The organism is Undibacterium sp. GrIS 1.2, from assembly GCF_040544435.1.
GTDB lineage: Bacteria > Pseudomonadota > Gammaproteobacteria > Burkholderiales > Burkholderiaceae_D > Undibacterium.
The window spans coordinates 1-13111 of record NZ_JBEONP010000071.1 but is presented as its reverse complement, the minus strand read 5'-3'; the positions used below and the strand labels follow the sequence as shown (position 1 = coordinate 13111).

13 protein-coding genes and 4 pseudogenes are annotated in these 13111 nt (G+C 45.9%); 8 read left to right on the top strand and 9 right to left on the bottom strand.

Translation table 11 applies throughout. The features are described 5' to 3' along the window. Positions 1–128: 128 nt before the first annotated feature. The 5 genes and pseudogenes from AAKU61_RS20350 to AAKU61_RS20330 all read right to left on the bottom strand — a co-directional run bounded on the left by AAKU61_RS20350 (position 129) and on the right by AAKU61_RS20330 (position 1950). The gene (locus AAKU61_RS20350) at positions 129–296 is read right to left on the bottom strand and encodes a hypothetical protein (RefSeq protein WP_322121758.1); all 168 of its coding nucleotides are present in this window, start codon (positions 294–296) and stop codon (positions 129–131) included. Between the two features lie 4 nt (positions 297–300). Further along, positions 301–920 (bottom strand): annotated as a pseudogene (locus AAKU61_RS20345) (IS6 family transposase). 47 nt (positions 921–967) lie between these two features. Continuing rightward, positions 968–1066 (bottom strand): annotated as a pseudogene (locus AAKU61_RS20340) (IS6 family transposase); the annotation flags it as partial. Between the two features lie 96 nt (positions 1067–1162). Next, on the bottom strand, positions 1163–1669 hold the full coding sequence (locus AAKU61_RS20335) for a GNAT family N-acetyltransferase (protein ID WP_322121759.1): 507 nt from the start codon (positions 1667–1669) through the stop codon (positions 1163–1165). Then, positions 1666–1950 (bottom strand): type II toxin-antitoxin system TacA family antitoxin, encoded by a 285-nt coding sequence (locus AAKU61_RS20330; RefSeq protein WP_322121760.1) that lies wholly within the window; start codon positions 1948–1950, stop codon positions 1666–1668. Before AAKU61_RS20330 ends, AAKU61_RS20335 begins: the two co-directional genes overlap by 4 nt. A 290-nt stretch (positions 1951–2240) precedes the next feature. Here AAKU61_RS20330 and AAKU61_RS20325 point away from each other — a divergent pair. Beyond that, a pseudogene (locus AAKU61_RS20325) lies at positions 2241–2893 on the top strand (IS6 family transposase). Positions 2894–2952: 59 nt separating this feature from the next. Here the strand turns inward: AAKU61_RS20325 and AAKU61_RS20320 are convergent. The 3 genes and pseudogenes from AAKU61_RS20320 to AAKU61_RS20310 form a co-directional block, all read right to left on the bottom strand. Further along, positions 2953–3147, bottom strand: coding sequence for a hypothetical protein (locus AAKU61_RS20320; protein ID WP_322121761.1), 195 nt, complete (start codon positions 3145–3147; stop codon positions 2953–2955). A 3-nt stretch (positions 3148–3150) separates the two neighbouring features. After that, a pseudogene (locus AAKU61_RS20315) lies at positions 3151–3348 on the bottom strand (HipA domain-containing protein); the annotation flags it as partial. A 235-nt stretch (positions 3349–3583) separates the two neighbouring features. Then, on the bottom strand, positions 3584–4153 hold the full coding sequence (locus AAKU61_RS20310) for a DUF4337 family protein (RefSeq protein ID WP_322121762.1): 570 nt from the start codon (positions 4151–4153) through the stop codon (positions 3584–3586). 542 nt (positions 4154–4695) lie between these two features. Here AAKU61_RS20310 and AAKU61_RS20305 point away from each other — a divergent pair. The 7 genes from AAKU61_RS20305 (at position 4696) to AAKU61_RS20275 (ending at position 11568) form a co-directional block, all read left to right on the top strand. Continuing rightward, positions 4696–5658 carry a cation diffusion facilitator family transporter gene (locus AAKU61_RS20305; RefSeq protein ID WP_322121763.1) on the top strand — a complete coding sequence of 321 codons (963 nt, stop codon included), beginning with the start codon at positions 4696–4698 and terminating at the stop codon, positions 5656–5658. Positions 5659–5880: 222 nt separating this feature from the next. After that, positions 5881–6438 carry a cytochrome b gene (locus AAKU61_RS20300; protein ID WP_322121764.1) on the top strand — a complete coding sequence of 186 codons (558 nt, stop codon included), beginning with the start codon at positions 5881–5883 and terminating at the stop codon, positions 6436–6438. Between the two features lie 602 nt (positions 6439–7040). Continuing rightward, positions 7041–7895, top strand: coding sequence for an NAD(P)-dependent oxidoreductase (locus tag AAKU61_RS20295; RefSeq protein ID WP_354335223.1), 855 nt, complete (start codon positions 7041–7043; stop codon positions 7893–7895). A 405-nt stretch (positions 7896–8300) separates the two neighbouring features. Further along, the gene (locus AAKU61_RS20290) at positions 8301–8825 is read left to right on the top strand and encodes a glycine zipper 2TM domain-containing protein (RefSeq protein WP_354335222.1); all 525 of its coding nucleotides are present in this window, start codon (positions 8301–8303) and stop codon (positions 8823–8825) included. Between the two features lie 37 nt (positions 8826–8862). Then, a complete protein-coding gene (locus AAKU61_RS20285) occupies positions 8863–9363 on the top strand; it encodes a glycine zipper 2TM domain-containing protein (RefSeq protein WP_354335220.1) in 501 nt (166 codons plus the stop codon). 662 nt (positions 9364–10025) lie between these two features. Continuing rightward, complete coding sequence (locus tag AAKU61_RS20280; protein ID WP_354335218.1) at positions 10026–10508, top strand: hypothetical protein; 483 nt, start codon at positions 10026–10028, stop codon at positions 10506–10508. A gap of 166 nt (positions 10509–10674) precedes the next feature. After that, positions 10675–11568, top strand: a complete 894-nt coding sequence (locus tag AAKU61_RS20275; RefSeq protein WP_354335216.1) for an SEL1-like repeat protein — start codon at positions 10675–10677, stop codon at positions 11566–11568. 176 nt (positions 11569–11744) lie between these two features. On the opposite strand, the gene AAKU61_RS20270 is transcribed toward AAKU61_RS20275, so the two are convergent. Further along, the gene (locus AAKU61_RS20270; RefSeq protein ID WP_503012667.1) at positions 11745–12455 is read right to left on the bottom strand and encodes an MgtC/SapB family protein; all 711 of its coding nucleotides are present in this window, start codon (positions 12453–12455) and stop codon (positions 11745–11747) included. Positions 12456–13111 lie beyond the last annotated feature (656 nt).

Here is a 13111-nt window from a genome sequence, read left to right as displayed (position 1 = left end):
GGACGCCCAAACTCCGTCCGTAGTCAGAAAGTTCCTGCATAAATGATCGGGGTTGGGGTACTTTTTACTTCAACTTTTAAGTGCACCAACGCCATGGATAAATCTATTAATCGCGCTGACAGGTTCTATCATTTAGCTTTAGGTTTCCCACTCTCTTTTTTAGCCGCCATCGCTTTAGGTACAGGTGATGCTGGTGGTGCAATACGCGCCAGTACTCCCGCCGGTATTGTCAACTTGCTGAACGGAGACGGCGAGTTGTACAATTTCAGGCGAACTTGCATTTGCCCGGGTAACACGGTGTCACGGATTAGGTTTTTTTGCTACGTTGGTGACCTCATTCCATACAGAAAATGCCTGCGTACGCATGTGTCGGTACTGCTCCGCTGTCATACGGTTTCGCTGACACCGGAAAGCATTGTTGATCGGGCCATGAGCCGATAAAAAGCGCTGAGCATGGCCCGATGACTTGAAGCGCCGCATCTGTCGTTCTCGTTGCCGCGTCGGTTGGTGCGAGAGTTCTGCACGGTTATTGAGGCCTTTGTGTTGGCGATGCTCCACACGCGGCATAACTCTTGAGCTTGTCGGTTGCGCCGACTCTGCATCAGAATATCGAGCACATGTCCGTTCTGATCGACCGCACGCCATAGGTAATGGTGCTTGCCCTTGATCGTTAGCACCACCTCGTCGAGATGCCATTTGTCTTCGCGTTGCGGTTGACGCCGGCGAAGCTCATTGGCATAGCCTGGGCCAAACTTCAACGTCCATTGGCGGATCGTCTCATACGTGACTATGATGCCACGGCTGGCCATTAGTTCTTCTATGTCGCGAAAACTCAGCGCGAACCGGAAGTAGAGCCACCCGACATGGCTGATGATTTCTGCTGGGTAGCGGAACCCGCGATAGAGTCGAGATTTTTTCATCTCGCCACCTTACAATATTTTGCCAGCCTCCGTAAGTTGACAATACCGCTCAGCACATAGGCCGCGTACCAACGCACACATAACAACATCATATCGAGTGGATAATGTAAACGTTTTAAAACCTGACGAAGTACAGACTCTTCAATTTATTTAGGCACTGATTTCATCGAAACGTTTTACCAATTTCGGCCTAATGCGATAGAGCCTAAACTATAAGCAGTGAGTTGATTGATTGGACTATTTCAAGTTTTCGTAGATAACAATTGCCGCGCATCTTTTAGCAAAAGTAATAATTGTTTTTCACGAATGGGCGATCCTATAAATCCGAAACGGGTGTAGAAATTTGAAGCCTCATCATCAATGGGGTGAGTGAGCATAGCTCTGACGCCAGCCTGATCAGCTATGACGATGGTACGTTCAATTGCATCCTTGAGCATACCTATACCAATGCCTTTGCCTTGATCATGAGTAGAAACAGCAAGGCGAGCAATTATAACAACAGGGATTGGGTATTGCCCCATTCCTTTACTGATACGTTCGGGAACTTCAGTAGTGTCGACCTGGCCAATCGTCAAACTGAAGTACCCGACAACACGAAACCCATCTGCTACTACGAAAGTTTTTGCAGATCCACTTCCTTGCGCCTGTCTGGCATGGCGTAGCAACCACTCATTAAGGGGAGGCTTGCCACAATCAAATTCCTCGATTTGATGTTTGGCATTAAGAGGCTCCGGCTTGCCTAAACTCACTTCGCCTCATCCCACGGCGATTTTCGAGAGAATAAATCGCGTAGACCTTTATTTTCTTGCTCAGGACGTTCCAATAAATCCATTAAAGATTGATACTGATTCCCAGAAACCATGAACAATCTTTGGTCTAGGAGTGCTTGTTCCGCCGCGAGACAAGCGCTATCGAGAATAAAATCAGTTAAAGATTTACGCGACACATCAGCGGCTCTGCGCAGTATAGTTTCCTGTTCTGGCGTGGCACGGAGTCCAAAGCGAGCTGATTTAAAAGCTAGGGCACTCATGGCGTCACCTCATTTGTTAGTTCATTTGACGCTATGTTAGCACAAATGACGTACAATATCTAATTATTTATTAAAGAGTGGTTCGGGCGTTTTGTCGCATTAGCAAAATCGCCTTGTCTTCGATGATCTGATCGATCGCCGATTTATTGGCTCCGCTCTCATCCATTACTACTTTCTCAGGATGATATTGTCAACTTACGGAGGCTGGCAAAATATTGTAAGGTGGCGAGACGAAAAAATCTCTACTCTATTGCGGGTTCCGCTACCCAGCAGAAATCATCAGCCATGTCGTGTGGCTCTACTTCCGGTTCGCGCTGAGTTTTCGCGACATAGAAGAACTAATGGCCAGCCGTGGCATCCTAGTCACGTATGAGACGATCCGCCAATGGACGTTGAAGTTTGGCCAAGGCTATGCCAATGAGCTTCGCCGGCGTCAACCGCAACGCGGAGACAAATGGCATCTCGACGAGGTGGTGCTAACAATCAAGGGCAAGCACCATTACCTACGGCGTGCGGTCGATCAGAACGGACATGTGCTCGATATTCTGATGCAGAGTCGGCGCAACCGACAGCCGCAAAACGTTTTTTCCGCAAGCTGCTCAAGGGCTTACGTTACGCACCACGAGTGCTAATCACCGACAAGCTCAAGAGTTATGTCGCGGCGAAGACGCAAATCATGCCGCGTGTGGAGCGTCGCCAACACAAAGGCCTCAATAACCGTGCAGAACTCTCGCACCAACCGATGCGGCAACGAGAACGACAGATGCGGCGCTTCAAGTCATCGGGCCATGCTCAGCGCTTTTTATCGGCTCATGGCCCGATCAACCATGCTTTCCGGTGTCAGCGAAACCGTATGACCGCGGAGCAGTACCGACACATGCGTACACAGGCATTTTCTGTATGGCATGAGGTCACCAACGTAGCAAAAAAACCTAATCCATGACACCGTGTTACCCGGGCAAATGCAAGTTCGCCTAAAATTGTACAACTCGCCGTCTCCGTTCAGCAAGTTGACAATACCCATTCAATCAACATACGCTTACCCGTTTCTCTAAAATATGGATAGCGCTCAATCATTGTCGAAACTAATGGCAAGGTCTGACCAATCGCTCGACTAATGCTATTCTCTGCTTCGTCAAGATCACGCGATAGCAAAGACAAACGCGTTGTTGCAAGTTGTCGAAGCTGCTTCCCCATCCACTAGGCTTTTTTTCCTTGTAATGTGAGGGCGGGCTTATCTTCTAGATGTGGATATGCAGACGTAGTTACTACATCGTAGACAGGTGAGAGAAATGCATCTTCATAGTTTGTGTATACCAGAGCAAAATTCTTCAGATGCGCATCACCATTATGCAAAGCATAATTGAGTAACATTAATTTATATAGCTGCTTAGCGCTCTCTAGTCGCTTGGTTGAGACTACAGCATAAGACTACAGGCTGGGATTGGTACACTTTTAACGCGCCATTTATGGCAGTTTCCAGTGCGCTTTCCGGTACATTATTCACGCGGCATTCATACTCCATAATGTCTACCTTTGTACAAGGAGACAAATCCTAAGCCGAATGCTAGATATTTGCCTCTAAGGTACGCGTTTTGTGTCTGCGTGGTTTTCGTTTGAATTGCCTTCGTGTTCAAAAAAATGTGGTGATTGCAGCAGCGATTCCAATTGCAGAGGACGCAACAGAGCCCCAGAGCAACCAACGCCGCTTGGTCAGCACTGTAATTGCTGCAAGTGCGATTGCGATCTGGATGAAGGTCAAAGCTAGAGCCAAACGTTCATGTGGCTTAAGCTTTGCTTCAGATTCTTCTCCTAATCTGCGGGATTCTGCTTGTAGTTTCTTCGCCTCGGCTTGTACTTCAACCCTCTCTTTTTCTTCTTTTAGCTTGTCTACCAAAAAACGTTCTTTGATTTCCGAAGTAGTAGATAACGCGGCAACAGCATCATCAAGATGGCTCTTGATGGATTTCGCTTGATAAAATGCCCATTGGTCGGATGCTTCCGCCTGTTTAAGGATGCTTTGATTTTTTAGGAACATCGCTTCATTTTGCGCAGCACCGCTTTCGTAGCTGATGAGTGCACCAACGGTGGCAAGAACAGCCGTCATCAAAGCAATTTTTTGTGCTAAACCATTGCTTTCTTTTTCAGCAGCATCATCAAGCGCGTGTTCGTGCGGGCTAGGAACTTCATATTCTTCTTCCATATATTCCCTCTAAAGTGGTAAGTGATAATGCGATGCAAATGCTGCCCCTGAACTGAAAGCTAAATACTTAGTCAGTATCATTCTAGCGAAGGTAGCAGACGACTTTAAAGATGAAGCTAGATTTATTATTAAGAATATTACTCGAACTCAAACGGTTCTGTCGTATTAACTGACACAAATCAAACTTATCAAAGGGATCGCAATCATCCTCAAACTAATTGAGCGAATTTCTTTGGCCAACACTTACAACTGATCAAAAAAATTTCGCCTATGAGTTAATTACCGCGTTCGTTAATTCGATCCTAGACAGATTTTTCATTCTCAAACTAAGTGTTAGGCGACAAGATTATCTTAAAAACTAAGCAGATGGGACTACGAGGAAGGGCATAAGAATCAACAGATTCTTTATTAATATATGCCTGGCAGGTAAAACGCGAATCATTGCGAATATGATTCGAAGCACCTCTACTCGCATAGAAAAGCAATGTCCCTTAAGATGCTGGTTTATCGTAAATCATGTACTACTAAATTATTGCGTCAATATGAACCCAACTGAAGTTGAACACCAGAACGAGAATTCCTTGCATTCGGCAACTGAGAGAGCAACTGCGGCATCGCGAAGTACCTGGGTGAGCGTAGGTGTCAATATTTGCTTGAGTGTTGCTCAAATTAGCATAGGTATATTCGCTAAATCACAAGGCTTGATTGCTGACGGCATTCATTCGTTATCCGACCTGGTGTCGGATTTTGTTGTGCTATTTGCCAGTCATCACAGCAAGAAAGACGCCGATGACGACCATCCTTATGGTCATCAGCGATTTGAAAATGCGGCCTCGTTGATTCTAGGGTTGTTACTACTCGCAGTTGGTGCAGGCATGATTTGGACTGCTGTATTGAAGCTTGAAGCTCCGGATACCATCGCACAAGTACAGAGTATTGCCTTATGGATGGCGGCTATAGCGCTATGCACCAAAGAGCTACTTTTTCGCTACATGCTTGCCATCGCCAAGCGCATCAAATCAAGCATGCTGATTGCAAATGCATGGCACGCCCGTTCAGATGCGGCATCATCATTTGTGGTCGGCGTAGGTATCATCGGTAATTTAGCAGGCTATCCAATACTTGACCCTATTGCCGCACTGATTGTAGGATTCATGATTCTCAAAATGGGTTGGGGATTTGCTTGGGATGCCCTACATGATTTAATGGATCGAGCAGTCGACCAGATCGAACTCAACGCAATCCGAATCACATTGTTAGAAACACCTGGTGTGAGCAACGTTCATGATTTGCGTACGCGGAAGATGGGTGACATGATCGTCGCCGATGTGCACCTAGAAGTCGAAGCATCACTGACAGTGGAGGCCGGACATGACATTGCAGTCGATGCCAGGCGTCGTGTGCTGGAGCGCCACAGAGTGCTCAACCTAATGACGCACATTGATCCATGGAAAAAACCAGATCTAGATCACGAAAATAAAGTACAAATCTCCCCATCAGACTAGGACGAATAACACGGCATCAAAGTAGAAAGGTGAAATTTTGTAGCTTCGAAAACTGCAGAAAAGCTTAACAAAAATGACCAGAATTGGCCTCTCACCTTTCGTCCTTTAAATGCCTTGCTCATGTTGCTTAACGTAGTTTCTAAGTATATGTTTCTGCGGCTCGCTACCTAAGGTACTTAAATAGATCAGTTTTGTATCCTAATAACTAACCTAGGAAATCGCATGGCGAAGCATATTAACTTTGGCACAGAGTCTGAACACAATTGGAAATATCACAAGCCCGCAATTTGGCTCCACTGGGTATCCGCACTCTTGATCATCGGCTTACTGTGCGTGGGCTGGTACATGATGTCGATTGAGGATGAGCCTGGGAGTGGTTGGTATTTTGATCAACATAAATCGTTCGGCATACTCGTCCTCATACTAATTCTGATTCGCATAGTCTGGCGGATCAGACACAAACCAGAGCCATTGTCAGATAACGTCCCTGGCTGGCAAAAGAATTTAGCAAGCATTATCCAATGGCTGCTTTATGGCAGCATGTTTGCCATGCCTATTATCGGATTTATAGGGACATCTTATACCAAGCGAGGTGTATCACTATTCGGAATGAAACTCCCAGCCTGGACGACTCCCAATCATGACATCGCTGAACAATTTTTTGCTGCGCACTCAATCTTAGCTTTTATCCTGACGACCCTGATCGTCCTGCATGTGCTAGCCGGCCTAAAGCACCTATTCATAGATAGAGACCGCGTCTTTTACCGAATGTGGTTCTAAAACCGATTCTGTCGCATTGTTGATCGGAAGACGACAATAGCAGGAACTATGTCACCGATAAGTAAAATCGATTTGTGTGCGGCGTAGATTTAATTCCATCAATCTCTAACTGTCTATTTACACCAGTACTAATCCAGCGAGCACGATACTGATGGACCGGAACTGCTTACATTTGAGCACCGGCACGAGCATCCGCTTGATCGTATATGCGCTCTGCTAGACAATGGTTTTAAGATTTTAGCCTTGTAACGAAAGATCTGTGGTCACTTTGTTGAGGTTCCTCTCCGCCATCATGCCCCTCCACATTGATGGAGAAATGCATCGCTATAATATTGAGCAGGTCAGTTCATCCTTTATCAGTGTTTTGCAATCTAGAAGTTCATTACGCTAACGGCTCACTAGGGCTATGAGACTCTGTTATCCATCCGTTTTATGGGCTAGGTTTTGACATACCAGCCCAGCAACTGTAAACCAACTGACCGGGTCAGGTCTCTCTAACGGCAATTTAACGGACTATAGTAAAATATAAGCATCGTTTAGAATTACTCAAAACTATTCTCTCAATAATCACCATTCAAGTGTAATTTCAATAGGATAAAACCATGGCAAATATCAGCTTTCTTGGGACAGGATTGCTCGGCGGTGCATTCGCTGAAGCTGCGGCAAAACGTGGTGACTCAGTCACCGCATGGAATCGTTCTGCGGACAAAGTTAACGCTTTGATGCAATTTGGTGTCAAAGCCGCCGCAACTCCTGCTGACGCAGTCCGAGGTGCATCGCGAGTGCATCTAGTGCTAAAAGATGACGCAGTTGTCGAAGAAGTTATTGCCATGGCACGTACTGCACTCGAGCCTGGTACGATCATCATTGATCATACTACGACCTTGCCGGTACTCACCGCAAAGCGCGCTGAACAACTTCATACCGCAGGATTGAAGTATTTGCACTGCCCTGTCTTTATGGGACCACCGGCTGCTAGAAACGCTCAAGGTTCAATGATGGTTGCTGGCCCAAGTGCTCTATTCGAATCGGTCAAGGCAGATCTCGCCAAGATGACCGGGCGTCTGGTTTATATAGGAGAACGATCCGACCTTGCCGCCGCGAACAAATTACTAGGTAATGCAATGATCATTGGCCTCTCTGCAGTAATGGCAGATGTGCTGACTCTGGCGCAGGCAAGCGATATACATGGTGAAGATGCGATCAAGTTGCTTGGTATGCTGGACTTAAATGCGATGGTCGGCGGTCGCGGGCTCAACATGGCAAAAGGCAACTTCGCTCCGAGTTTTGAGCTAGTGATGGCACGCAAGGATGTGCGACTGATGTTGGAAACATCTGGCAGTCGCTCGATGGCAACACTGCCAGCAATTGCGGCCAGAATGGATCAGCTCATCGCCGCTGGACATGGTGCTGAAGATGCCAGCGTGCTTGGAATCGATGCAGTGGTGCGGCCTTGAGTATAGCTGGCTGCGGTTCTCGTTTAGACAATCCGAGCTAAAAGCTTGAACTCACAGACCGCAGTCCAACGTCACATCGATTGGGGTCGAAAAAATTACAACGACTTATATCGTTCATATAATCACAATTAGCATTGTCACCACCTGAGGTAACATCGGCATACGCTGACGCAAAATAATCATAAATCGTTTTTTCGAACTTTACCTCGCATATGCTTTTAATCAGAATTTCTGTAATTAACTCAGACATTGCTCTTACAGTTCGCTATAACGATCACACCGTACAACTCGAACTAGCTTTAGTTACATCTAGTTACTCAGGAAACATCTATCTTACGTCTCGTTCGCGGCGTCAGACGTTGTGAGTGTATCAGCGCGATGCTAGCGCTACACCGGAGAACGAAAATGGAAACCACTAGCTCAAATCGCATTCACCCCTTGATGGCTGCTGCTGCTGCCTCCTTAACTTTAGTCAGTCTAGTGGGTGCCGCAGCGATTACAGGAATTTTGCCCAACTCCCACGGCCAGACCGTCGCTAATCCGACAACAGAAATGATGAATAATACGAGCACTCCAATGGCACAACAATTAGTATCCGTGCCTGTCGAGCGTGAAGTTATTCGATACAAAACGGTTGTGCACCACGACTATCCGCGTTACAACCAGACTAACCACAACAGCGACCATGCCCAGCTGGCTCAAGCTGAGCAAGCAAGAGATTACCGACCAGCGGCCGCATATCAACAGCCAGCCCAGGTCGCCCAGAACAGTCCACTTGGTATAGGTCTTGGTGCGCTCGTCGGTGGTTTGGTGGGTAGTCAAGTTGGCGGAGGTAATGGTCGTACTCTTGCAGCAATCGCCGGTGCAGTTGGTGGAGGCTACGTTGGAAATGAAATCGCGAAGCATAACCAATCTGGTAACAACCAATAACGTCAACAACGCAATAGAAAAAACAGGAGGAATCATCATGACAATCAAAACTAGTCTGGCACTCATACTCCTGGCGTTGCCAGCTGCGGCATTCTCCACTGAATATCAAACGATTGAGCGTCCTCGTCAAGAGTGCTGGAACGAGCAGGTTCACATGCAACAACGTAGTAATGACGTCGGAGGTGCACTCATAGGCGGCATTGCAGGCGGCTTACTCGGTAACCAAGTTGGAAATGGGAACGGCCACACTGCAGCGACTGCCCTTGGCGCGATAACAGGTGTGATGGTCGGCGAGCGCATGTCGTCGTCTCCAGGCTATTACACACAGAATGTGCAACGTTGCCGCACCGTGATAGACCATGTTCAAGTTCCGGTTTATAAGGAACCCTCCCCTGTGTGGATTGAGGCGCGACCTATGTATGTGCCCTATTACGTCCGACACGATGAACATGACTATCGCGAACAATGGGGCCATGGTTGGCATGGACATCACCATGACCGTTATGAGGAACATCGACACCATGGAGATGATGACTAAACAAAGTATTCCGCCTACTTTTTGCTAATAAGCGCGTGGCGCCGCGCCGCGCGTTAGCAAGAATCACGATTCACTCATTGCTCAGTGGCTTGTAAGTGGAATTAAATACAGACCAGCGGCAAACAGTCCATACATCAAACCTAGTGCAGTCGATATGGTCGCCTAAATCATCATCGTACCGCTGAAATTCGCCAGCAAAACCCATCAAATAAATTACATAGATATAGTCGGTCGACTGATCGATTTTAATGGATCGATATAAGAAACTCAGATCTTGTCGCCCGCTGCATTACCAACATTAGGCTTAACAAAATGTGATCAATTCGAATTTAAAAAAAGTTACTTTTAATTGATCTTTTTTGAGGAGGATTTATTCAATATTTAAAAAATCAAAGTCACATAGTTGTAATAATGAAATGTTATTTTCACACTTATCCAAAAGACATATTTTTGGTCAGCAGTGCGTAATTCACCAACTCGAAAACGGCTATAGGTCTTAGGAAACAGTTCATATATATGACGAGGTATCCATACCCGGGTTGGGAAAGCTTGTTTGGAACATAGAACAATTGTTCAAGTTTGTCGATTTGTTTCAACGTTGCTTTTAAACGCTGCTGTGATTCTGAATTACAACTATCCCCCAACCATGAAGGAGAATGTAAGTGAAAAAATTATTGGTAGTTTTATTTTTGATGAGTCAAAGTATTTACGCGATGGCCGATGGACAAAGTGATTGCGATGCAGCTGCGGGTAGTTATTTGACAGGCTCAGTGGTAGGTGGCCCTACTTTTGCCAGCGCAAAAAGTTATCTGAAGGGCATAGGACTATCTCATACCCATCTTAAAGTGCAATCAGACCAGGATGGACAAGTTTATGATGTTGCCATCGACAATGTATATGCGCGTGACTACGTAAAAAATTCTAGATCAATACCAAGATCTCTAACATCAATTCAAGTTGGAGATCAACTTGAACTATGCGGTGAATTATATTCGAGCGGATTAGGCATCCATTGGGTTCACAACAATTGCAATGTAACTCCAGATAATGCTCACCCTGATGGTTTCATTAAAGAAGTGGCGGCGGACGGAACTGAAGGAGACAATCTCGAGGCTAGCCAAGCTTACTGCTACCTGTGGCAATAACGTTGGTATTTGCTTTTTAATACGCTGCATCGGCTGCCACTAAGGAGCCGCTGCAGTTTCTTTATCAGCGAGGAGAAGTCTCATTAATGGTCAATCGAGTTTACTGAAGTCATTCAGCTAAATCCTCAAGATAATTTAGTGTTCTTGCCACTTTCAAAAAAATTTTGTGAAAATTTCTACTTGTACTTTATTGATGTTAAGCGGCGTTGGACTTTGCGCCATCTTCTACTTTTCCGGAGCACTTGATCTCGTTGCATCAAATAAATTAGAAGAGAAAGAAAATAAACCGATTTCCAGCAATAGTCGACCCGGGATAAATAATTGGGGTGTATCTCCATTCGTATTGGGTGGGCCAGTAAAATCTGATACTCAAGTCACAGACAAAAACATACCTAATGTTATTTACGGGCGTAATGGAAGAGCTGTAGACTTTGGCGGACTCACCGCCAGTGATTTTATTTCTAAATGGAGCTCCCTTGCGCGAGCCGGAAACCAGGAAGCGGCATACCATGTGTATCAGGCTGAATCTGTTTGTGCCAATAACGATGACGCAATTGCTAAATTCGAGAATGCGGCTGATCGGGAACAATTTTTACGTGAACGAGAAGACTTGCAAAAAATATGTAAAGGCGTTACTCCAGCCCAAGTGCACGAACGATTATATTTTTTATCCATGGCAGCGCGAGGCGGTAACGTTAAAGCGCAGATAGATTTCTACATGGAGGGACCATACGGCAAATCAATTGATTTGATTGCTAACCGTGATGATCCTATTGTGCAGCAATGGAAAGAGGGAGCCGTTTCGAATCTAGTGGCAGCGGCTCAACAAGGCGAACCATTCGCTATGGCGTTATTGGCACAAGTATATCTTGCTGGAGAATTGCTTCCGAGAGATACAAAGATGTCACTTACCTATACTGTTGCCGATGCAATCGTACGTAATGTAAATATATCCGAAGACCAGTTGCGCAGAAGATTTGGTCCACAAATGTCTGCCGCAGACTTTGAAACTGCGCTACAGGCAGGGAAATACATGGCAAACGAGTGTTGTAAAAAGTAATTCGATTCTCAAAAATCAGTTTAGGCAGTGTTAAGATTTAAGTGCGACAAGAAACTGTAGTGGCTCTCGGATGCTACATTTACGTGCATATCTTTATGATTGGCTTGGGCGAAAGAAGCGAGGAATTGCCTCATCCTATAGTTAGCTGATGATATTTTGTAAGGCATTATTTTCGGCTAAATCAATGGTGTATTGAGTACGGCCCAGCGTGCAGCGCTAACGCCTTTTTCAAGGCTAATACGGCTTACAATCTGTTCTAGGTGGAAATGATTGTTCGGAGAAGTAATGAGCTCTGCCCGCACTTCCAATTGTCCTGCGGCAGGTAGATCCTCGCTATGTAATGACTGGATCATCAATTGTGGCATACCATTTAACATGTGCAATATCAAGGTTCGCACATGTACTTCGTCTTCTGCGCGGCAGACAATAGTGACCTTGTAAAGCTGGTCGATTTCGATGGCACTCTGTAAGCCCTGGCTGTTAATTAACTGAGCGAACCGTCTGAGTAACACGTTGGCACCTAAAATCGCTGCTGCGCCAATCGATCCTTCGAGCAGATAACCCAAACCGGTCAAAACACCCACTGCTGCCGAGCACCATAGCGTTGCCGCCGTGTTAAGGCCGCGCACATTCAATCCCTCTCGCATAATGACACCAGCACCGAGAAATCCAATTCCAGAAACGACTTGCGCCGCAATCCGCGCGTGCCCTTGCGGATCTCCTGAAAACTCTGACACCGTCACGAATAAACAAGCGCCGGCAGCAACCAACGCATTAGTGCGGAGACCTGCCATTCGCTGCCTGATTTGTCGCTCAGCTCCAATGAGCGAACCTAATATCAGAGCAAGAAAAACCCGAAGAGTAAAAATATACCAATCCACTACAATCCCCTTGCAAGGTGAAACATACTCCCACTTTGTAGTATGCGACATCGACGTCGTTGCCCATGCCAAGTAGATCGGCGGAGCAGACAGGTCTAATAAAGTTTTGGATGGGGACGTTACTAAGGCGATAAAGATCGCCGAGGCACCTCAGTCTGCGCATGCGCAAACTGGAGCAGAGAAGAGCGTCTACTTGGTGTTTGCGTGTATCACAGGGCAGAAAGCCCATCTACGTAAATAACTACCACTACTGTCCAAGATAGGACTCCTATATGATGCGATGGGACGGATTGTAATTTCGCGTTGACTCAGATGTCAAGTAAAAAAACCATCAAAATAAAGTCATTTTATGACTAAAATATTTTGGTAACGCTATACGCGAGAAGCCCGTATTAATGTCTCAGTTTGAGCTCCATTTAATGCTCAACCGGCTGAACAAACGCCCACTTTACGCATTAAATATTGACGAGGCTCTGAGTTATGTGACCCAAATCCAATCGCGATTTACTTACTTATCTAAGAAAGCAGTCTATGAGCGTCAGTAGCAAGATCAACTATCAATAATCTTTAGGACTTACGCAAAAAGCGTAATTTTGTAATAAAACGGGTTTATGCAAGACGCATAGTAATACTCGGATTTTTAAGTTGCTGTCGTAAGAATT